The 24,105-nt window shown below is 69.7% G+C and carries 24 protein-coding genes and 4 pseudogenes; 15 read left to right on the plus strand and 13 right to left on the minus strand.

Translation table 11 applies throughout. The features are described 5' to 3' along the window. Positions 1–95: 95 nt before the first annotated feature. The 5 genes and pseudogenes from ACZ38L_RS33005 to ACZ38L_RS33025 form a co-directional block, all read right to left on the minus strand. A pseudogene (locus ACZ38L_RS33005) lies at positions 96–1,226 on the minus strand (DNA primase family protein); the annotation flags it as partial. Beyond that, positions 1,223–2,299 (minus strand): bifunctional DNA primase/polymerase, encoded by a 1,077-nt coding sequence (locus ACZ38L_RS33010; RefSeq protein WP_465700419.1) that lies wholly within the window; start codon positions 2,297–2,299, stop codon positions 1,223–1,225. The pseudogene ACZ38L_RS33005 and the gene ACZ38L_RS33010, both read right to left, overlap by 4 nt. Positions 2,300–2,926: 627 nt before the next feature. Beyond that, entirely contained in the window at positions 2,927–3,190 is a 264-nt protein-coding gene (locus tag ACZ38L_RS33015) for a hypothetical protein (protein ID WP_465700377.1), read from the minus strand. Between the two features lie 368 nt (positions 3,191–3,558). Beyond that, positions 3,559–3,888 carry an STAS domain-containing protein gene (locus tag ACZ38L_RS33020; protein WP_465700379.1) on the minus strand — a complete coding sequence of 110 codons (330 nt, stop codon included), beginning with the start codon at positions 3,886–3,888 and terminating at the stop codon, positions 3,559–3,561. Then, entirely contained in the window at positions 3,885–4,376 is a 492-nt protein-coding gene (locus tag ACZ38L_RS33025) for a J domain-containing protein (RefSeq protein ID WP_465700381.1), read from the minus strand. Before ACZ38L_RS33025 ends, ACZ38L_RS33020 begins: the two co-directional genes overlap by 4 nt. Before the next feature lie 163 nt (positions 4,377–4,539). On the opposite strand from ACZ38L_RS33025, the gene ACZ38L_RS33030 reads away from it, so the two are divergent. Beyond that, a complete protein-coding gene (locus ACZ38L_RS33030; protein ID WP_465700383.1) occupies positions 4,540–4,962 on the plus strand; it encodes an Hsp20/alpha crystallin family protein in 423 nt (140 codons plus the stop codon). 251 nt (positions 4,963–5,213) lie between these two features. On the opposite strand, the gene ACZ38L_RS33035 is transcribed toward ACZ38L_RS33030, so the two are convergent. Together ACZ38L_RS33035 and ACZ38L_RS33040 are read right to left on the minus strand one after the other, a co-directional pair. Continuing rightward, the gene (locus ACZ38L_RS33035; RefSeq protein WP_465700385.1) at positions 5,214–5,465 is read right to left on the minus strand and encodes a hypothetical protein; all 252 of its coding nucleotides are present in this window, start codon (positions 5,463–5,465) and stop codon (positions 5,214–5,216) included. Next, positions 5,440–6,155, minus strand: a pseudogene (locus ACZ38L_RS33040) (hypothetical protein). The gene ACZ38L_RS33035 and the pseudogene ACZ38L_RS33040 overlap by 26 nt, the downstream one beginning before the upstream one ends. A gap of 72 nt (positions 6,156–6,227) precedes the next feature. Between ACZ38L_RS33040 and ACZ38L_RS33045 the strand changes: the two are divergent. From ACZ38L_RS33045 to ACZ38L_RS33060, 4 genes are all read left to right on the plus strand, one after another. Continuing rightward, positions 6,228–6,662: an Hsp20/alpha crystallin family protein gene (locus tag ACZ38L_RS33045; RefSeq protein ID WP_465700387.1), complete on the plus strand. Its 435-nt coding sequence runs from the start codon at positions 6,228–6,230 to the stop codon at positions 6,660–6,662. A 98-nt stretch (positions 6,663–6,760) separates the two neighbouring features. Further along, the gene (locus ACZ38L_RS33050) at positions 6,761–7,072 is read left to right on the plus strand and encodes an STAS domain-containing protein (protein ID WP_465700421.1); all 312 of its coding nucleotides are present in this window, start codon (positions 6,761–6,763) and stop codon (positions 7,070–7,072) included. A gap of 53 nt (positions 7,073–7,125) precedes the next feature. Next, entirely contained in the window at positions 7,126–7,530 is a 405-nt protein-coding gene (locus tag ACZ38L_RS33055; RefSeq protein WP_465700389.1) for a DUF2267 domain-containing protein, read from the plus strand. A gap of 142 nt (positions 7,531–7,672) precedes the next feature. Beyond that, positions 7,673–7,984 carry a DUF2267 domain-containing protein gene (locus ACZ38L_RS33060; protein WP_465700423.1) on the plus strand — a complete coding sequence of 104 codons (312 nt, stop codon included), beginning with the start codon at positions 7,673–7,675 and terminating at the stop codon, positions 7,982–7,984. Between the two features lie 57 nt (positions 7,985–8,041). Here the strand turns inward: ACZ38L_RS33060 and ACZ38L_RS33065 are convergent, their stop codons facing one another. The 3 genes from ACZ38L_RS33065 to ACZ38L_RS33075 form a co-directional block, all read right to left on the minus strand. Then, the gene (locus ACZ38L_RS33065) at positions 8,042–8,350 is read right to left on the minus strand and encodes a helix-turn-helix domain-containing protein (protein ID WP_465700391.1); all 309 of its coding nucleotides are present in this window, start codon (positions 8,348–8,350) and stop codon (positions 8,042–8,044) included. Positions 8,351–8,744: 394 nt separating this feature from the next. Continuing rightward, positions 8,745–9,773, minus strand: coding sequence for a ParB/RepB/Spo0J family partition protein (locus tag ACZ38L_RS33070; protein ID WP_465700393.1), 1,029 nt, complete (start codon positions 9,771–9,773; stop codon positions 8,745–8,747). Continuing rightward, positions 9,770–10,924, minus strand: a complete 1,155-nt coding sequence (locus ACZ38L_RS33075) for a ParA family protein (RefSeq protein WP_465700395.1) — start codon at positions 10,922–10,924, stop codon at positions 9,770–9,772. Before ACZ38L_RS33075 ends, ACZ38L_RS33070 begins: the two co-directional genes overlap by 4 nt. Before the next feature lie 186 nt (positions 10,925–11,110). Between ACZ38L_RS33075 and ACZ38L_RS33080 the strand changes: the two genes are divergently transcribed. From ACZ38L_RS33080 to ACZ38L_RS33105, 6 genes and pseudogenes are all read left to right on the plus strand, one after another. Further along, positions 11,111–11,938 (plus strand): TnsA-like heteromeric transposase endonuclease subunit, encoded by an 828-nt coding sequence (locus tag ACZ38L_RS33080; RefSeq protein ID WP_465700397.1) that lies wholly within the window; start codon positions 11,111–11,113, stop codon positions 11,936–11,938. Next, on the plus strand, positions 11,938–14,217 hold the full coding sequence (locus tag ACZ38L_RS33085) for a transposase (RefSeq protein WP_465700399.1): 2,280 nt from the start codon (positions 11,938–11,940) through the stop codon (positions 14,215–14,217). The genes ACZ38L_RS33080 and ACZ38L_RS33085 overlap by 1 nt, the downstream gene beginning before the upstream one ends. Next, on the plus strand, positions 14,214–14,858 hold the full coding sequence (locus tag ACZ38L_RS33090; RefSeq protein ID WP_465700401.1) for an AAA family ATPase: 645 nt from the start codon (positions 14,214–14,216) through the stop codon (positions 14,856–14,858). Before ACZ38L_RS33085 ends, ACZ38L_RS33090 begins: the two co-directional genes overlap by 4 nt. Before the next feature lie 105 nt (positions 14,859–14,963). Then, entirely contained in the window at positions 14,964–16,148 is a 1,185-nt protein-coding gene (locus ACZ38L_RS33095) for a tyrosine-type recombinase/integrase (protein WP_465700403.1), read from the plus strand. Positions 16,149–17,572: 1,424 nt separating this feature from the next. Next, a pseudogene (locus ACZ38L_RS33100) lies at positions 17,573–18,181 on the plus strand (tyrosine-type recombinase/integrase); the annotation flags it as partial. Positions 18,182–18,743: 562 nt separating this feature from the next. After that, complete coding sequence (locus tag ACZ38L_RS33105) at positions 18,744–19,337, plus strand: DUF6262 family protein (protein WP_465700405.1); 594 nt, start codon at positions 18,744–18,746, stop codon at positions 19,335–19,337. Here ACZ38L_RS33105 and ACZ38L_RS33110 read toward each other — a convergent pair. Then, positions 19,327–19,740, minus strand: coding sequence for a DUF6188 family protein (locus tag ACZ38L_RS33110; protein WP_465700407.1), 414 nt, complete (start codon positions 19,738–19,740; stop codon positions 19,327–19,329). The two genes, ACZ38L_RS33105 and ACZ38L_RS33110, sit on opposite strands and share 11 nt — an antisense overlap. Before the next feature lie 61 nt (positions 19,741–19,801). Here ACZ38L_RS33110 and ACZ38L_RS33115 point away from each other — a divergent pair, with 61 nt between their 5' ends. Continuing rightward, complete coding sequence (locus tag ACZ38L_RS33115) at positions 19,802–20,275, plus strand: hypothetical protein (RefSeq protein WP_465700409.1); 474 nt, start codon at positions 19,802–19,804, stop codon at positions 20,273–20,275. 34 nt (positions 20,276–20,309) lie between these two features. Continuing rightward, positions 20,310–20,777 carry a hypothetical protein gene (locus tag ACZ38L_RS33120; protein WP_465700411.1) on the plus strand — a complete coding sequence of 156 codons (468 nt, stop codon included), beginning with the start codon at positions 20,310–20,312 and terminating at the stop codon, positions 20,775–20,777. On the opposite strand, the gene ACZ38L_RS33125 is transcribed toward ACZ38L_RS33120, so the two are convergent. Both ACZ38L_RS33125 and ACZ38L_RS33130 read right to left on the minus strand, forming a co-directional pair. Then, entirely contained in the window at positions 20,726–21,463 is a 738-nt protein-coding gene (locus tag ACZ38L_RS33125; protein ID WP_465700413.1) for a hypothetical protein, read from the minus strand. The genes ACZ38L_RS33120 and ACZ38L_RS33125 overlap by 52 nt on opposite strands. 148 nt (positions 21,464–21,611) lie before the next feature. Beyond that, a pseudogene (locus ACZ38L_RS33130) lies at positions 21,612–21,985 on the minus strand (hypothetical protein). A gap of 266 nt (positions 21,986–22,251) precedes the next feature. Between ACZ38L_RS33130 and ACZ38L_RS33135 the strand changes: the two are divergent. Continuing rightward, complete coding sequence (locus ACZ38L_RS33135) at positions 22,252–22,875, plus strand: hypothetical protein (protein ID WP_465700415.1); 624 nt, start codon at positions 22,252–22,254, stop codon at positions 22,873–22,875. Beyond that, the gene (locus ACZ38L_RS33140) at positions 22,872–24,068 is read left to right on the plus strand and encodes a TniQ family protein (protein WP_465700417.1); all 1,197 of its coding nucleotides are present in this window, start codon (positions 22,872–22,874) and stop codon (positions 24,066–24,068) included. Before ACZ38L_RS33135 ends, ACZ38L_RS33140 begins: the two co-directional genes overlap by 4 nt. The last annotated feature ends 37 nt before the right edge of the window (positions 24,069–24,105 follow it).

A 24,105-nucleotide genomic window follows, 5' to 3' on the forward strand; every position in this document is an offset into this window, starting at 1 on the left:
CGCAGGTTCTTGATCATCACAATCAGAAACCTACGCAGGGTGCGGCGTTCGTTATCTCATGACACGAACCGACCCACACATGCGAGCGAAGAGCCCAAAATTCCGGGGCCTTCCTCGGTGACGAGAACGTCGGCGAGGTTGTCGACCTTGCGGTCGTCAGAGACGGTGCGTTCGAAGGGAATCAGGCGCATGCGGCGCCAGAATGCGTAGCCGCCGGTGCCGACCTCAGGGCGGTGGTTACCTAGCAGCCAGAGCTTGTGGGTCGGGTCGAAGCTGAAGAAGTCCTGGCGCATTCGTCGGGCCTTGATGCGGTCGCCGCCGGTCAGCAGCTTGACGCGGGCTTCGTCGAAGCGGTCGCCGGCCTTCAACTCGGAGCACACGATGACTCGGCGGCCGTGAAGCTCGGCCAGGTCGGTGGGGTGGGTGTCGAAGGCCTTGGCCATCAGGAAGCCGGGTGGAGCGGCGTCCGCGTAGTCACCCAGCAGTTTGATCATGACATCGAGGAGAACTGACTTGCCGTTCTTGCCCTGGCCGTACAAGAAGGGCATCACCTGGGCGCCGACGTCTCCGGTGATGGAGTAGCCGAGCAGCAGGTGCAGGAAGCCGATCATGGCGCGGCCTTCGGGGTCGGTGCCGAAGGTGTCCTCCAGGAACCGGTTCCAGCGCGGGGTGGGGATCGGTTCGGGGGCGAGGAGCGCGGATCGGGAGTGACGATGCCGGGCGGGGTCCGGTGGCGACAGCAGACCGGTGCGCAGGTCGACGACGCCACCGGGGGTGCACAGGGCGTAGGGGTCTGCGTCGAGCAGGGCAGCGTTCAGGGCCATACCGGGGGCCGCCTTGGCCTGCAGCAGCAGGGCGTTCATACCTGCGGTCGACAGGGCCCGACGCCGGTGGCGGCGGAGCTCGGTGGTGGAGTACATCCCGTGCGGGTCGGTCAGGGCGATCGCCTCGGCCATCTCGCCGGCCGCCCACACGACGGTGTCGTCCTCGTCGATCTGCCAGCGGTAGCCCACCCATCGGTACCAGCCGATGCCCGGCACGTAACGGTAGTCGCTTCCGTAAAGGGCGACGAACAGTTTGGCGTTGCCGCGGTCGGTGAGCGTGTCGGGGAGCAGGCCGCGGCTGGTCGCACCGTTCATGGGCTGGCCCTGGGCCGGCACCGGCAGGGGCGGCTGTTGGAGGATCTGCTGGGCCGCGGCGACCGGGTCGAAGTCGGACGCGGTCATCGAAGGCCTCCTGGGTGCAAGGGGCGGCGCGAACCGGCGCTCATGCCTCCGCGGATGATCTGGGAGCAACGCCGGTCCTGACCCGGCCGGGCAGCCAGCGCCGCCTGCAGCAGCAGGCGCTCCGCCTCTTCTGCCGGGAGGAAGCCGCCAGCAACCAGCCCGCCGACGGTGAACGCGGCCCGGTTGAGCTTGTCGCTGAATGCCGCCCCTTCCGGCACCCGAGCGCAATTGGCGACCTCGGCCAGCACGGTCTCCAGGGTGCGGGCTGCACGGTTGCGGCCGCCTCCGGCAGCAACCACGGCCTGGCGGCCCCGCGCTGGCGGGGCAGGGTGCGGCCGGGCGGGTGCGAAGGTGTCGGGCAGGTGTCCGGTGCGCTGGAGTTCCGCAGCCAGCCAACTGGGCAACGGAGCCGGGGTGCGGCACGATCCGAGCGGGAGGTAGGTGCCCGCGGCGGTGACGGTTCCTGGCGCCACGATGTAGCCGCCGACGCCACGTACATCGACCTGCCAGGCAAGCGCGCGGCTGGTTCCGGTGCCGGTCGATGAGAGCCATCCTCGGCCCTCGGCCCGGTACCACAGGTGCAGCCCGCCCGATGGCGTGCACACCCGCAGGGTGTTCTCGTCCAGCGCTGGATCGGGAGCTCCGCGCAGTGCGGCCAGCAGGGCAAGGGTGTGGAAGCCGTTGGCCAGCCCATCGAGGACAACCTCGCCACTGATCGGGATTCCGGGCAGGATCCGGTCGCGCGCGGGCACGGTCTTGGGGTGGGCGTCGACATCGATGACGACCAGGTCGGCCGGACCGCAGGACACAGCCACCCCAAAACCCGTGCCGGAGGCCCAGCATGCCTCGACACGCGAAGGGTCCAAGGTCGCGGCGTGGAAACTGTGGCACCAGCGGCCCGCCGCCAGGCACGGGCAACCGTGGTGGGTGTGGCCGCGTACCTGGCAGACCTGACAGTTACCCACCGGGATCTTGTGACCGGCCCTCAACGGGTGCACCGGCCACCCGGCTCGGACACACCACCTGGCCACCTCCAGCGGGGTGGGCAAGCCGGCGGCACTGCTCTGAGCCACGAAATACCCCTCCCGGTTGCCAGCGGTCCGCCACCACTCCCTAGACGCTCCCCGCCGCTCAGTCGCTGCCGTCATCATTGCAGGTCAGAAGCCTAAAGATCGGGCAACAGCGACTGAAGCGACCCAAGGCCGAAGTACAGACGCACACAGCCTAGCCCAGGAGCTGAAGCTGATCCGGGAGCGCAAGCCAGCCAGCACACGCGGCCAGCCAGGAGGGCGAGGGCCGGGCAACGTGCCTACGGTGGCGACCGGCCAAAACGGGCAGGTCCGGGGGCACTTCCCCGCCAGAGCGATCGAAGCGACCCAAGCGACTCAAGGTCGGACACGAAACGCCGAACTCCGAAGTGGAGCGACCGAACCGCGTGGGCAGCGACTCAGTCGCTTCGGGCACTGCGCCCGCTATCAGCACAAAACCGCAGGTCAATCGCCTTACGTCGCGCGAAAAGCGACCGAAGCGACTCAAGCTCGGTATGTATCACGCGCACACGCGCACGCGGGAATGTCCTCATAATGCCAAGCTTGAGTCGCTTGAGTCGCTGATTGCCAGCTACAGGGCCCCTGAGCTGCCGTTTTCCAGCAGCCCAGCACAGCGACTGAACGGCTTTCGGTCGCTTCCAGGGATGACCCTCAGTGACCATGCCAGCCGCAGGTCTGAATGGCGACGTAGTGGCTTTCCCGCACCTCGGCGGTGAACTCCTCGCCGATCCGCCAGGCCTCATCGGCCCGGGGGTCGGCGGCGTAGGCGGCGGAGCTGCGCCGGGCGAGCGCGATGCGGGCCAGCTCCCAGTCGGTGGCGTCGGGCAGGGCGCTGTCCTGGAGGAAAGTGCGCTCGGGTTGGGCGAACGGCTCGTGCACGGGGGCGTCCTGGGCGTGCGGGGCGGTGGTGGGCACGGTGCCCTCCTGTCGGGGTGCCGGCCGGGTCGCCGCGCTGCGCACCACCGCGCCGCCGTCCCGGCCTGGATGGCTCGGGGGCGGCGGGCGCGGTGGTGCGCAGCGTCAGTGCCCGGAACGGGTCAGAGCCAGGCCCCGGTGGGGGCGTCGCTGGTGGTCCGCGCTCTTGCGCCGGGCGCAGCACCTCGCCGCGGAGCTGGTCTACACCGCGCCGGTCCGGGGCGTCTGAACGCCGGCTCGGGAGGATGGTCTCGGGAGCGGCGGCCCGCTCTTGTGTCGTCCCCCGCTCTTGCACCGTCGGGGCTTTGGACCGCGTGTGCGGGTCGTGGCAGCGCGGCGGTACGCGGCCCGTGCAGGCCTGCCCGGGTTCAGGCACGACGGTGAGGCTCAACCAGATCGGTGAGGCCGAGAAGGTCGAACACTCGGGCGACGATCGGTGCCCTCACGTCCGTCACTCTCAGGACGACACCTTCCTCCTGCGCCTGGCGATGGAGCCGCTCCAGGACGGCTGCGCCCGAGCAGTCGCAGAATCGCACCTGTACGAAGTCGAGGTCGACGCGCCTGGGCCGGCGCGCCAGGCACTCCTTGACGCGGAGGTCGAGCTCGGGCGCAGTGGCGAGGTCGACCTCGCCCGTGACCGCGACGGTGGCCTGGCCGTCCCACCAGGCGACGGCGGTGCGGAAGTCGTTGCCGTTCACAGCCATGGGTCCACCTCCCATAGCCGGTGCAGTATCCACTCCCGGAGGTCGCGGGGATCATCGCGTGATCGCGCCGGTGCGTCCGCCGGTGCGATCCGCACCGGGCCCGCCCGGACGAGCGGTTCGGCCCCCTGGCGCATCGCTGCTCCGGGGGGAGTGGGCTCGGGGCGCCCGGCGTCCCGGATGACCCGGACGGATACCTGTCGGTGCGCGGCCGGGGGCCGGCCCGAGGCGCGGGCGGTATCCGGTTGAGGCCGGGCGCTCTCGCGTTCGGCGTCGTAGGCGGCTCGCAGCTGGGGATCGTGAAGGACCTCGTAGGCGGCGACCACCGCGCCGAGTCGCTCCGCCGATCCCGGCTCGACGGGGCGGCTGTCGGGGTGCAGCAGCCGGATCAGGGCGCGGTAGGCCGAGGTAACCTGTCGCGCGGACGCCGTGGGCTCCACTCCCAGCACCGCGTAGTGATCGCGTCGGTCTCGCGATCGGGTCATGGCGGACCACCTCCCGGGTGACCCCGGCAAACCTCCTCTTAGATCTGGATAGAACCTTGGCCAGTGCTTGTCAAGATGTCCGAAATAGAGGTATATGGACTGATGGGTGGACTCCCGCGAGAGCCTCATCGCTGTCACCGACCCACGAGGAGAGTGACCCGTGATGTTGATACGAACCGATCCGTTCCGCGAGCTCGACCGGCTCACCCAGCAGCTGCTGGGCACCACGGCCCGGCCAGCCGCGATGCCGATGGACGCCTACGAGAGCGACGGATCCTTCCTGATCCGCCTCGACCTGCCCGGCATCGAGCCCGAGAGCATCGACCTGAACGTCGAGCAGAACGTCCTGACGGTCAAGGCCGAGCGGCCGGCACCGGAGATCGAGGACCGCGAGATGGTCGTCGCCGAACGACCCTACGGCGTCTTCAGTCGCCAGGTGTTCCTCGGCGATACTCTCGCGGCCGATAAGATCGAGGCAGACTACGACGCCGGCGTGCTCACGATCCGCATTCCGATAGCCGAACAGGCCAAGCCGCGCAAGATCGAGATCACGAGCAGCGGCGAGAAGAAGCAGATCACCGGCTGAGCAGTGCACCGCCAGCCCGCCTGGCGAGTGCAGCCTTGGCAGGCCCGGCGGGCTCCCGGTGTACGCCCGGGGTTGTCACCCGGGCCGTCGCCGGGGATAGCGATCCGAGTCGTCTCCGCCCCCGCCCGGTCAGGCTGACCGGGCGGGGGCGGGTGATCTCCGTCGTGAGGCCGCGACATTGCCGGGCTCGCGGGCATCTCGGCCTGCTGAAGGGTTTCTCCCAACGCGCTGTTGTCCGCATGCGGGGCCCCTCAGTACCCGGCGGTGTTGTGCACCGCGCTGGCCCCGGACTGCGGTGCGATGTCCTGTTCGTCCTTCGCCAAGGAGGCGCGGAGGGCTTCGCGTATGGCTTCCAGGCGGGCGAGGCAGACGTCCATCGGGGCGATGGCGGCGCCGCTGTCGGTCCGCATCCGGCGTCCGACGGCTTCGAGCTGGTTCTCGATCCGCTGCCAGCGCGCCTCCGCGGCTGCCAGGGGGTCAGGCGCGCTGCTGGTCGCTGTCATGGCGCAGCTGATCGGTGTGCTGGGCGAGATCGTCGAGGTGGTGGGCGATGCGGAGGTGATGGCTGCCGAGGTGGGGGCGGATGGCGGCCAGTGGGGTGAGAAGTTCGGCGGCGTCCGGGGCGCCGAGCGTGGCGTGGAGGTCATTAAGCGCGGGGCGGGCCGCGGGGGCGAGGTCGCTCAGGGCGGTGACCTGGGTGGCGAGCTGGCGCAGGTCTGCGGCGTTCGCGCGGGCCCACGCGGTGATGGCGCGTTCGGCGGCGCGCCGGTCGCGGACCGCCTTGACCCGTCCGGCGCCGGTGGGCGCGCCCGGGTCGGTGGCGGGCTTGAGGCGCAGGTAGCGGTTCTCGGCGGCCTGGCGGCTGGCGACGCCCTGGGGCGGGCGAGGTCGGCCCACGTGGCGCCGGCGGCGCGGGCGGTCTCCACCAGCGGGGCCTCCCAACCGGCGAGTTCGGTGCGCAGCTCGCGCAGCAGGAGCAGGGTGGCCAGTGCCTGCTCGGGGCCGGCCTGGGTGGTGGGCGGGGTCGTGGCGTGGGTGTCCTGGGCGGTACGGACGGCTTCCTCTATGGCGGCGAGCGCCGCGGCGGCGGCGAGGAAGGACGCCGGTCCGGCCGGCGGTGTGCCGCCGGTGGCGGGTGCCCCGGGCCGCTTTCCCACCGATGTCACTCCTTTGGCGACTTTGTGGTTTGTCATCGGATGGATGACATGGAGAACGGTTTCAGGTGAAGCGCACTGGCACCCATCGATCAGTGGAGGTGTTTCGCGATGCTGATGCGCACCGATCCGTTCCGCGAGCTGGACCGGCTGACCCAGCAGTTCCTGGGCACGACCGGCACCTGGTCGCGTCCGGCCCCGATGCCGCTGGACGCCTACCGCGCCGGCGACGAGTACGTGATCTGCTTCGACCTGCCGGGGGTGGACCCGGAGGCGATCGACATCGATGTCGAGCGGAACATGCTGACCGTCAAGGCCGAGCGCCGTCCCCGCCACGAGGGCGAGGGCGTGAAGTGGGAGCTGTCCGAGCGTCCGCTCGGCGTGTTCTCCCGGCAGATCATGCTCTCCGACACGCTCGACCCGGAGGGGATCAGCGCCGATTACGACTCTGGCGTGCTGACGCTGAAGATCCCCGTCGCCGAGAAGGCCAAGCCCCGCAAGATCGCCATCGGCCACAGCGGAAGCCGCAAGGAGATCAAGGCCTGACCGCGTCCCTGTGCCGTTCCGCGCCGCCCGCACCCCCCGAGGGGACGGCGCCGACCCCTACCGCGTCCGGCCCTGCACTCCCCGGTGGGACGCGGGCAATCGCGGCTGACGACACTACGCGCGATGGGCGGCCGGCACCGTTCGTGGTGAGGGCCGGCGGTGAGATCGACCTCGCCACCGCCCCGCGGCTTCGCCGCCGGCTGGCCGCCGCGCTTGAGGCGCACCGGGAGGTGGTGCTCGACTTGTCGGAGGTGACGTTCATGGACTGCTCGGGTCTGGGCGTCCTCGTCCAGACCCGTAACCAGGCCGACCGGCACGGCGGGCGACTGGTCCTGCGCGGCGTCGGCGGGCCGGTGGCCAGGCTGCTCAAGCTCACCGGCCTCAGCCGCCGTCTGGCCGCCGAGCCCTGACCGGCCGCGTGCGCCGCACCCCCGGACGGTGCGAGACGAAGGGAGGATTCGCGGTGACTCTTCGATGGGAGACGTTCTTGGACCGGGTCCAGGAACGCGGCGAGTACGACATTGCTCAGGACGCCGACCGCGCGGCCCGCGTCGTGCTGGCCCTGCTCGGAGCCCATCTGGTCGGCGACGTGCGCGCGGAGCTCGCGGCGCGTCTGCCCGAGACCTTCGCTCTGATCTTGCTGAACCCCTTGCAGGCCGCCGAACCGCTCAGTCCCGAACGGTTCGTGCGCGCCACCGCCGCCTGGATCGAGGGGGCCACCGAGAAGACCGCCGTGTGGGACATCGGGGCCGTCCTGTCCACGGTGGCCGACGCCGCCGGCGACGAGCTGATGGAGCGCGTCCTGTTCCAGCTTCCGCCCGGCTACGACGTCCTGTTCGGCCGCCCCGCCCCCGGCCACCGACCCTGACCCTTTTCGTGCCGCCGCCCGTGCCGCGGCGGCCCGCCCGGAAGGCACGCCCATGACCCGGCACCGCCGCCTGATCCAGCAGGTCCGCCAACTCGGCCGCTAACCCAGCGACGAGGAAGCCGAACGCGTCCTGGACACGGTCCTGGCCGTCCTCGGCTCCCAGCTCACCGGCGAGGAACGCTGCGAGCTGGCCGCCACGCTCCCCGAGCGGGCCCGAGCGGTCCTCGCCCCGCAGATCCCCCTGCCCGAACCCGTCGCCGCTCCCGCCTTCGTCGAAGCGGTCGCCCGGACCCTGAACACCAGCCTCACCAGTGCCCGCTGGGACGCCTCCTCCGTCCTGGCCGGCCTCGCGATGCTCGGTGGCGAGCGGCTCACCGACCGCCTCCTCGCAGGCCTGCCCCGCGGCTACGCGCTCCTGTTCGGCCGCGCCGACCTCACCCCTGCCGCCGCCTGAATCCCGCCCGGGCGGGAACCCGCCGGCGCGCCCAGTCGCGCGAGGCACCGCCCGGTGCTACGCGGACGCGTGTCCATTGCCGCGGGTCCGGTCCAGGTCGGCCTCCAGTTCCTCCACCCGGGTCTGGAGATCGAGTACCCGGCGCGCGCCTTCCAGGGTCAGCCCCTCGCTGATCAGCTTCACCAGGGCGGCGACCCGGTCGATCTCCCGGCGGGAGTACCTGCGCTGGCCGCCCGCGGAACGCACCGGCACTACCACGCCCTGCTCGTCCAGCCGGCGCAGAAAGGCCACCTGGACATCCAGCATGACGGCGACCTGCCCCACCGCGTAGAGCGCCGCATCCGGGTCGTCGATCGGCAGCACCACGATCTCACCTCGCCGTGCATAAAACCTCACCTCCACGTTACAGATTCCCTCCAGCCCCAGCCACGCGTTGCGTCGCCCACATCCGCATGGGTGCCGCACGGCGGACAGCCCAACCGGTCAGGCCTGGGCGGCGCCGGGCAGGGCGCGGCTGTCGTCGGTGCGCGCTGCGGCGGTGCGCTGGGCGGCGACCCACTTCATCCCGTTCCCCTCCCATGTGATCGACTGGCAGCGAAGAGTTACCCTCGGGTATTCAGCGGGAGTGGTGAGCTGAGCCTGAACCCTGGCTGCCCTCGCGGACAGGATGGAGGAGGTCGGGCTGCGGCTTCACCCCGACAAGACCCGGATCGCCATGCATAGAGCCGAACTGACTATCTGTCACCCCCATCTGCAAGCCTCAGTTGTCGGCGGGACCGTCAGCTTCCAGGCCCGGGGACGTGTTGTCCGCGGACAACACCGGCGCAGGGGAGGCGGCAGTGAGCCGAGGCTGCTGACTGTCCCTGCCACCTTGCGACGGGAGTTCGAGTGGCACTGACGAGCTGTTCTCCGCCTCCGGCAGGATGTTGTCCGCGGACAACACTGGGGCGGGATCCGGACCCGTCGCGGCGGGCTGAGCCGGGATGTTGTCCGCGGACAACATCCTGCCCGCCTTGGCCTGGGCCCGCAGCAGGCGGTCCTCCTCGCGCTGAGCACGCTCCTCATCCTTGAGCTGTTCGCCGTATTCGAGGAGTTCGTCGGCGGTGAGCTGTGGGTTTTCCTTGAGGGCGCGAGCGAGGCGGCGGCCGTAGCGTTCCGCGAGCTCGCCGGAGCTGAGGAGATCCTGGATGCGCTCGGGGAGGGTGAGGAGAGCGACCTGGTTGCCGACCCAGGAGCGGTCCTTGCCGCGGCGGCGGGCGACCTCAGCGGCGTTGCCGTCGCAGGCGTCCAGGAGCTGCTTGACTCCGCGGGCCCGTTCGATGATGTCGAAGTCGACGCGGTCCTCGTTCTCGCTGACGAGGTAGTCGAGGAAGTCGGCCTGACTGCTGGCCAGGTCGTCGCGGACGACGAAGTCGAGGGCGTCCAGACCGACGTGGAGCGCCGAGCGGTAGCGCCGTTCGCCGTTGAGAAGGACGTGTTCGGCGGTCTCGGCGATGATCTCTGCGTGAGCCGGCCACAGCTGGAGGTAGGCGGCGCGGGTGACGGCCACGCAGGCGGTGGCCTGCTTGCGGGCGAGGCTGTTGCCGAGCTCGGCCTTGTCCTCGTCGCTCCCGTAGTTGCGCCGCGGGTTCATGGGGCACGCGGCGACGCTGTCCAGCTTGAGGCGGATCAGCTCGTAGTCGGGGATGGCACCCTCGGCCTGTGCCTTCGCGCGGCCGCGCTCGCTGCGCGGGCTGCGGGCGAGGCTTCCGAAGGCTCCTGCTCCGACGCGGTCAGCCACACGGCTCATGCGGTGATCCTCCTGGCGATGTCGCGCATGACGTCCGCCTGCTCGCTGTCGGGAGCCCAGACAAGCAGGGGGGCCTTGCCTCGGACGGCCTCGCGCTGTTCCTTTCGGTCGTTGACGACGGCGATGACCTCGGGGGTGCCGATGGACCTCCAGCCTTCCAGGGAAGAGGTGAGGACGTAGCCCTTGCGGACGTCGTAGAGGTTGACGATGAATCCGAGGTCGTAGATCTCGACGTCGAGGTCGTCACACAGTGCATCGATCTGCTCGCGCAGGAGTGTGTAGGCGTCGGCCGAGGAGTCTTCGGCCTGTACGGGGATGAGCAGCCCGGAGGTTCCGCTCTCCTCGCCGTCGCGGGTGCGCGCGTAGTAGAGGGCGTTGTCCATGGCGTAGCCGAGGGACGGGGGGCAGTCGATGAGGATGAAGTGGAAGTCGCTCTCGAGGGGGGCGAGTGCCTTCTCCAGGGCGGTCTCCTTGACGCGGACCTCGCGGGAGGTGACGAGCTTGGCGTCGAGGAGGAAGCCGTCGGTGCAGGCCGGCAGCAGGAACAGGCGGTCGCCGAAGGCGTCTCCTGCGACGGGCAGGACGAGCTCCTTCAGTTCGCCCTGGGGTTCGCCGACCATGTGCTTGACCAGGCTGTCCTCCTTGAGTGAGAGGTGGTCGTGGCCGAGCTGCTTGGTGAGGTGGCCCTGCGGGTCGAAGTCGACCATGCAGACCTTGAAGCCCTGTTCGGCGAGAGCCTGGCCGATGCCGGCCGTGAGGGCGGTCTTGCCAACGCCGCCCTTCTGGTTGCCGATCGCGACCCGGCGTGCCCCGGTGGCCCGGGCTTCGCGCTTGGGCAGAGGGTGGGAGTCGAGCCAGAGCTGGATGGCCTGGGCCACGCCCTGGTTGTAGGGGATCCTCTGCAGCGAGCAGTCGTCCCGGAACGCGGCGAGGAGGTCGGTGGGGACGTAGGTGGAGAAGGACGCCGCGCCCGCGGTGTCGACCTGGGGGAGGGGCTTGGGGGCGGTTTTCCAGGCCTTGATGCCTTCGGTGACGGCGTCCTGGATGTCGACGCCGACCGTGGCGGCACGAATCTTGAGCTCTCGTCGGAGCTGCGGCGGGACTTTGGTAACCATCTTGTCCCGGCCTTCAGGGGCATTTGGGGCGATCATGGGGGGAGTTTACTAACCGAAGCAAGGGCTTCAAGCATTGGGGTCTTGATGTGACTGCTCGTGTTGCTTTGCGGATGCTCATCGTTGTTTGCGGGATCGGCCACGAGGGCGGTCAAGTCACGTTGAGTTACGGACAAGTCCGGTGATTGCCTGTGGGTGCTGGGGGTGTCGTGCTCCCGTTGGTCTATGACGACGTCGCAGTCGAAGGCTCTTGTCCGCTCCGATGTGTGCTCGTTGAAGAAGCTGATCGCTCCGTACCGCGGTGGCTCGGCCCGCGGGCGGTTGTCGCTGGGTGGGGACTGGACCCGGCGGTGGACCACTTCCTGGTTGGTGGAGGGCGGTGAGGTCGCCTGGCCGGTGCGGGACGTGAGGTCGGTGCCCGTGTTGTCCACGCGGCCGGTCCGCAGGTTCTCCTGGAGGGCTCGCCAGGGTCACCGGCCTGGGTTGCAGTTCATGGTGTCGACCGGTCGGCACCATGCGTTCGAGTCGTTGGAGGAGCAACGGCTCCTGCTCGCGCTGGACTTCCTCGGCGCGCACGAGGTGCTGCCGCAGCCGTTCCGGCTCGACTTCGACCATGCGCGGGGCCGTGGCCAGCACATCCCTGACTTCCTGGCCGTGCTGCCCGGCGGCATGGTGCTCTTCGACGTCCGTCCGGGCGGGCGGATCGAGGAGGAGGACCGGCTGAAGTTCGATGCGGCGGCGGAGGCGGCCGGGTCCTGCGGCTGGCAGTACGTCGTGGTGACGGGCTGGCGCCAGCACGTCCACAGCGTCCTGGACCACCTTTCCTCGCAGCGCAGGCATCTGAAGGACCAGCTGGGTCTGCAGCGGCAGCTGATCAGCCAGGTCAATCAGGGGCCGGTGGCTTTCGGTGAGCTGGTGGAGAACACGAGCCTGCCGGTGGTGGCTCGGGCCCACGCCACGCATCTGCTCTGGCATCGCCGTCTCGCCGTCGACCTGGCGCGTCCGCTCTGCGACGGTTCGCTGGTCTGGCTCGGGCAGCGCCGGAGGCTGTGATGGCGGGCGGACGGGGCCTGCTGAACCTGGCGCCAGGCAGCCGGCTGCGGCTCAACGGCATCGAGTGGACCGTGGATGCGATCGAGCCGCAGTCGGGGAGATTCACGCTCTCGGACGGGGACGGCCGGACCGAGACCCGCCCGATCCGCTGGCTGATCCACCACCCGGACGCCCGTCCGGTCGCCACCCCGGCGTCCCTGCCGCGGCCGTCCGAGGCCGGGCAGTCGCGGTCCCTGGCGGACCTGACTCCCGACCAGCTGGAGCGGGCCCGGATCAGGGCCGAGCACGTGCTGGAGACGGCGACCGGGTTCCGCGACGGTCACGCGGACCGCGCCCGGCCGGGGGAGCCCCGGCCCGAATACGACCCGGCGACAACCACGCTGGGCCAGCGCCGGGCCGCCAAGGTCGCCGAGTGCCAGGCCCTGCCCCGGCACGAGGCCGCGAGGCTGGGCCTGCAGTTCATGGGTTATCGGACCTTGGAGACGCTCACCGCGTTGTCCGGAGAGAGTCTGCTGCTGGCCTGCGCGGACGGGCGGTGGACCCGCCGCAGCGGCGGTCACCGCAGTGTCACCGAAGAGGTCCGCCAGGCGATCTTTGCGGTCAAGCGCGAGTGCAGCGACCGGTCCACGATGCCTATGACGGCCCGGCACCGGCTGGTGCACCAGTTCATGGCGGAGACCTTCAAGGACTTTCCGACGGAGAAGATCCCCAGCCGGATGACGCTGACGCGGGTCTGGCAGGAGTGGTTCGGTTCCGGCGGGGCGAAGGCCCGCTATGCGCGTTCGGCGGAGGCCGCCGAGCGGGCGGGGGTCGGCCGGCGGCTGGTGGTCTATCGCCCCGGCCAGGTGGTCGCGCTGGACTCGACGCCGTTGCCGGTCAAGCTGCGGGACTCGGTGTTCGCCGAGCCGGTCTCCGCGACGCTCACCCTGGCGCTGGACCTCTACACGCACGCGGCGCCCGCGTTCCGGCTGACTCTGGAGTCGGACACGGCGGTGGACGTCGCGATGCTGCTGCGGGACGTGATGTTGCCGCTGCCGATGCGCGAGGGCTGGGGCGAGGACATGGCCTGGCCCTACCCGGGGGTCCCGGCGGAGATCGTCACCGAGTTCGCCGGCCACGAGGTCGCCGCCCTGCCGTTCTTCTCCCCGGAGACGGTGACCACCGACCACGGCGGCCCCTACAAGAGTCATGACCTGGTCGAGGCCGAGCGGGTGCTGGGCCGCAACATCCTTCCTCCCCGCGCTTTCCGCCCCAGTGACAAGTTCGCCGTTGAGCGCGCGTTCTTGGCCTTCAACACGATGCTGTTCCAGCACCTGCTGGGCAGCACCGGCAGCGACGTCGCCGACCGCGGCAAGGACCCGGAGGCTGACGCGGTCCTGACGCGCGAGCAGATGGAGCACGTGATCGCGACGTTCATCGTCCGGATCTGGATGAACCACAAGCTCGGCGAATACGCGCCGGCCTGGGGGCCAGGCGAGAACCACAGCCCCAACTCGCTGTTCGCCGCCGCGATGCAGCAGGGCGGCTGGTCCATGCAGGTCCCCGAGCCCGAGCTCTACTACCAGGTCCTGCGCAAGCACCACGTGATGGTCCACCCCCGCCGCGGAGTCAAGATCCTCGGGCTTTGGTACTTCAACGACGTCCTGGACGAGGACCGGTTCCGGGGCCGGTCCAGCCGCGGGGGCAGGCACAAGGGCAAGTGGGTCGTCCACAGCGACCGGCGGGACCGGCGCCAGGTCTTCTTCCAAGACCCGGACGACCCCGACCGCTGGCACGAACTGCGATGGACCGGGCTGCCGCCGGAGGGCGAGGTCCCCGCGTTCTCCGACAAGACCGTCGCTGAACTGCTGAGCCTTGTCCGGCAGCGGGGGCTGGCTCCCCGGTCGGACGCGGAACTGTTGCCGCTGCTGGTCGACCTGCTGAGCGCGACGATGCCGGTCGCCCAGTGGCCCACGCAGATCGCCGACGCGAAGGCGGAGGCGGCCAGGTCCCGGAAGCGGGAGCGCACGGCCCGCGCCCGCGAGGCCGAGCGCGGACAGGCCGCACGGGCCGACCGCGAACGCGGGCGTCCCGCGGAGGCGGAGCCGGCCGCCGTCGAGGAGCCGGTCCCAATCCACCGGGCCGTCGACGCCTCCCGCCGTCAGCGCCGCGAGGCCGCCGGCCTGCGCAATCCCGTCGCGCCGCCGCGGCTGGACGACGCCCTGCGTCGGCGCGGGATGTTCCTGCTGCCCAGCATCGCCGAGCGCGAGGAGCCCACCCCCACCGAGGAGAGCATGTGAATCCCGATCCGCTGGACGGGCTGCCGACCAGGGCCCAGATCGCCCACCTGATCACCCAGCGCAGGCCGCCCCGGGACACCTTGGCCGGCTGGCAGCACTTCCGCGAGACCCGGGGGCTGCTGGTCCCGCCGCCGATGCCGACCGCGGCCAAGTGGCGCCTGATCCCCGAGGACCGGCGGACGGACTTCGACCTGTTCCGGCGCCTGACGAACGTGAATCTGCCGATCCAGGACACTCCGATGTCCGCGAAGGTGTCGCGGCTGATCCACCGCCGCCTGCTCGGCAACGCACTCAAGCAGGACGACCCGACCCTGTCCGGGATCATGGTCAGCGGTTCGGGCAACCACGGGAAGACCGCGACGGTCTGCAGCGTCGGCGCCTTCTTCGAGGACATGTGGCTGGACCTGCACCAGCAGCTCAACCCGACCGCGGTCGAGGGCACGATCGACCTGCACGCGCCGGTCGTCTATGTCCAGACCCCCGTCACCGCCACCCCGAAGAGCCTCTGCCAGACCATCCTCGCGTTCTTCGGCGCCTCCTCCAAGGGGCTCACGTTGCCCCAGTTGATCCGCCAGGTCGCCCAGTCGCTCCAGGACCACGGCGTCCGCGCGCTGGTCATCGACTTTACCGACCGCGGGTAGTGCCGCCCGTGATGTCCGTCTGGGCCTGTGACCAGAGCGTCGCGGGCTCGTTTACCGACCGTGTCCGGAGCGCCCGTCATGTTCCGGAGTCGGTACGGAGGACAAGTGGCACGGCGAGTGGTGGTCGGAGACCTGAGGGTCCAGCAGATCGATCGCGAGGACGGGCGGCGGTCGTGGACGGTCGTCTGGCCCGAGGGCAGTATCCACATGGAGGCGGACCGGTTCCTGCGCCTGCACGACGGGTCGGGGACGCAGAAGACCTACGCGTACTACCTGGTGGACCACCTGCGGTGGCTGGAGCGCGAGTGCCTGGCCTTCGACAAGGTCGTGCTGAGGGACCTTGAGCGCTACATGGGGATCGTCGGCGCGGAGGTCCTCATGCCGCTCGGGGAGCCGTGGCGGATCGGCAAGCGCCCCTACGGCCGCTCCGCACTGTCCACGGCAGCGGCCTGCCTGAAGGGCTTCTACCTGCACCAGTCCTCCCTCGGCGTGAACGGTGAGCTCGGCAAGAAGCTCGACACCTCCCGGTTGCCCACGCGGGCGGACCGGCGCCGCTCGTTCCTGGGACACGTGAAGAACACGCTGCCCACCAACCCGCTCGCGCCGACGGGGCCGCATCGCCGGCACCCGAAGATGCTCCCCGACGGCGCGCGGGAGAAGCTCCTGGCCGTGGTGAACTCGGCCCGCGACCGGCTGCTGGTGACCTGGCTGGCCGACGGCGGGCTGCGGATCGGCGAGCTCTGCGGGCTGCACCTGGTGGACCTGCACCTGCGCGAGGACGCGGCCTGCGGCGAGTGCCGAACCCCGCACGTTCACGTCTGCCACCGGCCCGGCAACCCGAACCGGGCCGAAGCGAAGACCAAGCACCCCTGGCGGATCGAGCGCGGCACGGTGACCGGCGGGCTGATCAAGCGGGTCAGCCCGGCGATGGTGCACACCTACTTCGACTACCTCACCGGCGGCGAGTATCCGCGCGGCACCGCCGCGCACGGCATGCTCCTGGTCCAGCTCCACGGCCCCGGGACCGGGCAGCCGTGGGCTCCGGTCGGGGCCCGCCGCATGCTGGGCCGAGCCGGGAAACGCGCTGGTCTGGGGCTCGTGAAACCCCACGCATTCCGGCACACGTTTACCTCGGCTGTTCTCGACGCCTCGGACGGGAACCTGCTGATCGCCCGCGATGCCGGAGGGTGGGCCTCGGCCACGATGGTCGACGAGGTCTACGGACATGTCGACGTCCACGACCCGGCCTTCGACGCCGCGCTCCGCGCGGTCTGGGGTGAGACGAAGTGACCGTGAAATCGTTGCTGCCGCTCTACACTGACCGCCCCGACCGCGAAGGGCGCGACCGGCTGGAGATCCTCACTGCGCTGATCGGCGCCCCGGCCTTCGACCCGATCTTCCGCGACGTCATCATCCGTGTCCCGCAGGGCCACCGCGTCTACCAGTGGGCCTGTGTGGTCGACGCGTGCGAGCGGGCCCGGCACAGCGGGTTGGACCTCTGCTCGACGCACTTCCAGGAGTGGGGAACGGCCCGGGCGTCCGGGACGACCCGGGCGGAGTTCCTCACCACCGCCGAGGCGCTGCCGCGCGCCGAGTACGACCGGGAAGGGTCCTGCCTGATCTGCCCCGACCGACCCACCTCGCCGCGCACCGAACTGCGGTTGTGCATCCGTCACTACGGCGCGTGGAAGTATTCGGTCTCCGTCCGAGACGCGTCGGTGGACTTCGACCAGTGGGTGGCAGATCAGGAGCCGTGCGAGGGCTACGGGAACTGCCAGGTCACCGTCTGTCCCGGGCTGGCGTTGTCCCCGCTGGGGCTGTGCTGCTGGCACCGGCACCGCTACATGCGCGACCGCCGTCCGGGAGGGGCGGCCCTCCCGTCGAGCTGGTGGCAGCGCTACGAGAAACAGGGGCAGCCGGTTTGTGTCTCTTACGCGGACCAGAACGCGTTCCGTGCCTGGTGCGCGGCCGTTGACCCGGCACCGCGGCCGGGGCAGGTCAATCTGTGCGGCCTGCGGCCCCTGTTGCGGGCTGAGATCCAGTGGGGTCTGTTCGCCCACACCCAGGAGGACCGGCACAGCATCTGGAAGCTGGACTGGATCCAGAAGCTCGTCAACCTCGCACGCGAGCGCGACGCCGGCTCACTGACCGACCTGGATCTGGACGGTTTCCCCCGCTTCCACACGGCGATCGTGAAGAAGATGCTCCACTACCTGCGGTTGGTCTACTTCACCCCGCAGCAGGCACGGGAGGCCGGGTTCATCGAGACCGACCACTTCGGCATCCGCTTCCCGGCCCGGGCCAGCCACATCGACCTCACCGCCATCTCCCAGCGCTGGCTTCGGGACCTGCTCTGGGACTACACCGCCGACCTGATCAGCTCACCCCGCCGCCCGCGCACCGCCGCGCCGATCGACGGCATCCGCCGGGCCTGCACCGAGCTCAGCGCGTTCCTGGAGGTCGACGCCACCAGCGGCGGCCACGACCCATCTGCCTTGCGCGTCGAGCACATGACCCGGTTCATCGCCGACCAGCGGCACCGTGAACAGAACGGCCTGCCGTCGCTGGTGATGAAGGGACTGGCCGGGGAGCCCTCGACGGTCACCCAGGTCACCCGCACCGATGTCTTCAACGGGGTGCGCAAGCTCCTGCGCGACGCGCTGGAGCACGGGACCGCCGAACGGCTCGCGCTGGACCGGGAGTTCATCATCGCGATGCCCTATGCCGGGAACGAGACGCTTCGGGCCCGTCGGCCGTTCCCCGACGAGGTCGCCCGCGCCCTGGCCGACGGGGACAACCTCACCCGGCTCGCCGAGGTCCACGACCCTGATGACCTGGGATTGAGGGACGTCTGGGAGACGATCGTGGTGACGGGTCGGCGCGTCGGCGAGGTCGTGAAACTGCGCTGGGACTGCATCGGCCGCTACGGCGGCCTGGCGATGTTCTGGCACGACCAGACCAAAGTTGGGAACTACGACGTGGCGATCCGCATCCCGGACCGTCTCTACGACCTGCTCGCCGAGCGCCAGCGCAAGACGCTGGACCGCTTCGTCGCCCGGCACGGCCGTCGACCGACGGGCAGCGAACGGGCCCGGCTGGCCTTGTTCGCCACCAAGGTCCGCAACCCCGCCGGCACCACCGCGCTGTCGTACACGTGGTTCAACCGCGGCTTCCGGGACTGGGTGAACGAACTCGACCTGGGCCAGCCCGTCCCCCATCAGGCTCGCCACACGCTGGCCACCAATCTGCTGCGGGCCGGTGCCTCACTGACCCACATCCGCCGTTACCTCGGCCAGGTTTCAGACCGCATGGCCGAGCATTACGTGCATCTGACCAGCACTGATCTGGAGGACGTGCTCCAGCATATCTGGGTTGCTGGCCCCGGCACCGCCCAACCGGGCCAACTCCTGGCTGGGGACGCCACCTCGCTCACCCGCGAGCAGGCCCAGGCCCTGGCGATCGACCTGTCGCGCCGCAGCACCCCAGCCGAGGGCGGGTTCTGCACCTTCCAGCCCGTCGTCGAGGGCGGCGCCTGCCCCTGGAACCTGGACTGCCACAACTGCGACAAGTTCGTCCTGTCCGGCGCCGACCTCCTCTACTGGCGGCGCAAGCGCGAACAGTGGCGACTCTTGGCTGAGGGTGCCCCCGATGACGCCACCGCCGACTACCTCCATCGCTACTTCGAACCCACCGCCCGCGCCATCGACGGCCTGGAGAGCGCTCTGGCCGGCCTCGGTCTGCTCGACGACGCCCTCGCCCTGGACCTGCGCAAACCCCAGGACTACTTCCACCGCGTGTGGTCCACCGCCTTCCGCGCCGCCGACCTCGCCCAGGCCGCCGACGACGAACAGGACCAGGTCGACGACACCACCGTGATCAGGAGCAATGCGCGTGACCACCACTGTCCCCGACCCGCGCACCGCCGCGGCCCTGGCCGCCCGCCACTGCAGAACCGAAGCCGCCCTCGGACGGGTCCGCGACGCCATCACCCGGCTCCGCCGCGAGAAGACCCAGGTCAGCGTCGCCGCCGTCGCCCGCCGCGCGAACGTCTCCCGCACCTTCCTCTACGACCACCCCGACGCCAGGGCCGCAGTCGCCGCCGCGATGGCGGAGGCCGGCGAACGCCGGACCCAGATGGTCACCGACCAGGACCAGGCACGCGAAGCGACCTGGCGCGAGCGGGCCCTGAACGCTGAGGACGGCCTCAAGGCCGCCCACGCCGAGATCCTCACCCAGCGCACCCGCATCGGGGAACTCCTCGGACAGGTCCGCGACTTGGAAGCCGAGTGGACCCAGGAGGCCATCCAGCAGATCACCACCGAGAACACCGCCCTCAAGCAGCGCGTCCGCCAGCTCACCGCCGACAACCGGTCCTTCGACGAACGGCTGAAGGCCGCCCGCTCCAACCTCCGCTTCCAGGACCGCCGCGTCGCCGACCTCGAAGCCCAGATCATCGAGCAAGGCCGAACTACGACCTGAGGCCAGAGCTGGAGTCGCTCACCGTCACCCCGCCCCCGGGCTTGGCGGTGAGGAACCCCCGGCCACCGAGCGTCACCGTCCACGCTGACCGTTCATCATTGGCTGGCGCCGTCAGTCGCCATCCGCCCGCGAACAGGACCCGAAGGACTCCCTGGTCGGAGACGCTGACCTCGGCAACGGCTTGACGCAACAGCTCAGTCGCCTTGCCGAGGTTCGTCTGGGGCCACGCCGAGAGCCCGTATGCTCGCTCGTCGGCCACGAGCTCCGCCCACGAGCACAGCATGATCTCGTTCGACCCGATGCGGAGGCGGAGCCGGTCGTCGATGACGATTTCCCCAACACCCAGCCCACGAAACGTGGGCACTCGCCAGCCATCCTCCACGCGCACTATGCCCTGAGTCATGGCGACACCGTATCGATCAACCGCCACCGCAGGTGACAACTGTCCGTGACACCATGCGGGCATGCATTTCGAGCTCGCCCCACCCATAGGCGTCGGACCCCTGCAGATCGGCATGAAGCGCCAGGCCGCGAACAGCACACTGGATTCACTGCGGGAACCGACGGCCATCTCCCCGTCGGACCGGTCGGGACAACACATCTTCCGACCGAGCGGCTTGATGATCAGTATTGGATGCACACGCGACCGGCTGGAGGCCGTGGAGTTCGGGCGGCCATCACAGTCATCCGACATCGTCTCTTTCAAGGGCGTCGACATCTTCGGCCTGCCGGCCCGCGACGTCGTGACGCGCATGTCCGAGATCACCACGATTGTCGCTGCGGAGGACGATCCCGCGTCGTTCGTCGCGCCGGACCTACTTCTCAGCTTCTGGCGTCCGTTCCAGGGCGACGACGACCCGGAAGACGAGCAGGGCTACTACTTTAACTCGGTCTTGCTGGCTCGCCCGGGCTACTACGACGGACCTGGCCAGCGATGAACCCCGGATTGCCGGCCACCGCTACGATCTGCGGATGGCTCGCAGCGAAAAGAGGACGCGTCGCCTCACGATCGGCGACACGACCTACCTATGGTCACTGCGGCACACTCACCGCGCGCTCGACGACGGCTCCTTCGAAGACTGCTGCGAAACGCTGGTCATCCGCTCGCTGGAAGGTCGCGGCGGCCTGAGAATCCGGTTCCGGAACGGCCCCGACCGGCTCGTCCCGGACGGCTATCCCCAGCCGTCTGGGACCGTCGGAACCCGCGACGGCAGGACCCTGAACCTTCATGAGCCCGGCACCGTCAGAGTTCTGCTCGACGAAGCTGTCCAACAGGGATGGACGCCCGGCAGGCCCACCGCCGAGGAATTCGACGGCTGGGCTCTGTTCGACAATGCCCACCGCCACCGCGGGAAGGCCCAGCCCGACTCCCGCCGGGATGATCCGCGCTATGCAGGGCGAAGAGCGGGGTCGATCTCGGCCAGGATGTCGTGCAGCTGACGGGCCCCCAGGGAAACGCGGTCGTCAGCGTCCTGCAGCATCTCCTCGCACAGCTGCAGCGCTTTGTCCCGGTCCTCGGAGAAGATGCTGAACACGTCGACGATCGCGGTGTGGATCCAATCGCTGTGATTGGAGTTGGCGACTGCCATCGCGGAAGCGACTATCGTCAGCCCGATCCTGTCCATTCGTCGAAGCACGGCTTCTGCGGTCACCCGGGTGACGAAGGTGTCACCCGGGTCGAGCACGAGCTCCAGCAGTGGCCCGAGGGCCTCCTGCATGTCGGCGAAGGCCGCCAGGCCGCGACCGGCATCCGCCCGGTCACGGTAGTCCGGGCTTCGCCCGAGCTCGCGGAGCGCCACGAAAGCGGCATGCCGCCGGTCACTGTCCCCCTGCAGTAGGGCGCGCAGTCGCCTCACTTCAGCGATCAGGCGGGGCATGTCCTGCCGCGCGGAAGCGATGAAAGCGAGATCGGCATCCAGTTGCGAGTCCGGACTGACCTGGACCTGTTCTCCGTTGATGAACCGGCTGAGATAGATCTCATCGTCCTCCACGGCAGTGGCCGGGGCGATCTGGATGCAGCTCGCTCCGCCGATCGCGCCGCGGGTCTCCAGCACGGGAACCCACACACCCACGGATGCGGCCGCGATGCGCGCCTCCATCGAATCGAGCTCTTCTTCAGTCGGCATGACCGGATCATCCACCCCGACCGGGCCGACCGTCCACGGATGTCAAGCAAGCTGACCAGATACGGCTCCCCCTCAGCGCCAATTTGCGCGGGATGGCTCCACTCCAGGCAGTCGACTTACTGATCGTTTCAGAATGGGAGCCGGACAGTCATTCGTCGTCGAGCCGCTGGAGAACCTGCGTGAAGTCACCGCAGTCGAGGAGGCCGGCCAGCACCTGCGTCATGTTGTCGATCCCGGAATCCCGGACGACGAGGCCGTCGGAGCACCAGAAGTAGCGGCCGTCCAGTGCCTCGCCAGTACTGGACCACCTCTCCATGATGCGTTCGACCTCGGCAAACGTGAACACGGTCGCGCTCCAGCGTGAACCGTCCGCCGTCAACCGACCTCGACGTCGACGTTGCAGACGGTGTCCAGAGGTTCGCCCGCGTTGGGCAGGAATGACGCCTCGAAGCGATCTGTTCGGACGCGATACCAGGGCTCGTCCCATCCCTGCTCAGCGGCTTCGGCTCCGGAGTCAGTCATTCAGGGAGTATGTCGGGCCAGCCCCGAGGGCTCAACCGGGTTCTCCGGCAAGCCTCAGCATCGTGATCACGCTCATCCATCGTCCACGAGTGCCCCCCACCCACCCACCACCACCATCACCGGGCTCCACCGCGGCACCACTCAAACGAGCTACAGAGAAGGGCATCCGTCACCGTGACGGACATGTAGTCTATGAATCGTCGCAGTTCAGAGCCGGTATCCGAGCTCCTGCGGTCGGTAAAATCGACGACATCAACCGGCTCCGCATGCACCGCTCGGACGACCAGGACGTCCTGGACCTGATCCGGTCGCTGATGAGCTTCCAGGTCACCCTGATCCTGACCGGCGTCAACATCCCCGGCCTGGGCCTGCTGCGGGAGGCCAAGTGGGATCCGCACAAGCGCCAGTGGAAGATGCCGCCGCTGGAGAGCACCCGCGTCCACGGACTGGAGGTCACCCAGACCGAGCGCCGGTTCGAAATGGTCGAGCTGGGCACCTTCGGCTACAGCACCGACCAGCAGATGCAGGACTTCCTCGACCACCTCCAGGGCGTCGAGGAGCATCTGCGGCTGCACAAGGGCGGCCCGGGGATGCTCACCGAGGGCTCGATGCCCGGATATCTCTACCGCCGCAGCCAGGGCGTCGTCGGCATCCTCGCCCGACTCATCGCCGACGGAGCCCAGGAGGCCATGGACAGCGGCCGGGAACTGCTGGACGAGAACCTCCTGGACGAGATCGTGATCGGCCGGGAGGACCGCGACGACGAGGATCCCCCGCAGCCGCAGGGCGCCCCGAAGCCCGCTGGCGGCCCCAAGCCCGGCAAGGGCTCGGGCGGCAAGCGCCGCAACAGCGCATTCGACGACCACGGCCCCGAGGCGGCGGCCGGATGACCGGGACAGCCCAGGCACCGCAGGTCCTGCCCCGCAGCCTGCTTCCGCTGCCCGACGAGAGCCTGACCGGCTACCTCCTGCGACTCGGTCACCGCCTGGACGAATCGCCGCTGCGGCTGGCCGCCCGCACCGGACTCATCGCCCCCATGGAGTTCACCCGCTATGCCGGGCCAGTCCGGCAGCCGAGCATGACCGATCTTCCGGACGACCTGGCCCGCTCCTTCGCCGCGACGGTCCGGCTGGCGCCCGCCACCGTCCGGGACCTGACCCTACTGCCCTACCAGCAGACGTATCCCCCGGTCGCCGACGAGATCCACCGCCGGCAGTTCAAGCCGCGAAGCGGACCGCGGACAGCCTGGCTCAGCTCGGCTGCGACAAGGTGCTGTCCGCGCTGCCTGGCCGGCGACCGGTCCGCCATCCAGCAACGACACGGCGGTCCCTGGAAACGGCAGTGGCACCTGCCCATCGTCTTCGCCTGCCTGGAGCACAACGTGTTCCTGCGCGACACCTGCCCGCACTGCCGCAAGCCGATCCACGCGGACGGCTATCTCAGCCCGTTCCTGCGGATGGTCCACGGCGCCGCCACGGCGGAACTGCACCCCGGCCGCTGCCGGAACACGACCGGCCAGGGCGGCCTCTGCCAGGGACGGCTCGACCGGCTCACTCCCTTCCGGGACCAACAACTGCCAACGCTCACCCCTCAGACCGCAGACCTGCAACGCAGGCTTCTCGACCGACTCCAGCCCGGGGACCACGGCCCTGAACGCTTCCAGAGCTTCGCCGACCTGCTCGTCCTGGCCACCATGGTCGTCCAGGCATGGCCCCACCACTCCGACCTGCCGACGCCGCCCGAACTCGCCCCGGCGCTGGACGCGCACGTCGGCCAGCAGCTGAGGCAGGTCGGATCCCGCAAAGCCAAGGTGTTCCTCGGCTCGAGGAGCCTGTCCTGGGCGGCCGCACCGCAAGGGGCCGCGGCGACCGCGGCGATCCTCGCTCTGGCGGACCACTGCCAGCGGGCAGACACCCGTGAACTGCGAGACTTCCTCGGCATGCTGCTTGACCGCTCCGCCGAGCTGCGGGACCCGCGCTGGGGACAGACCTGGAAACAACTGGACCACTGTTCCAAGGGGTTACGCGATGAGTTTCCTGAGTCAACCCCTATGCCGCCAAAGTGGTCTCGGGAGTCGTTTTGATCTTGCTGTTGGCCTGGTGGGTGTCGGGGTCGTAGGG

The organism is Kitasatospora sp. NPDC024654, assembly GCF_055559155.1.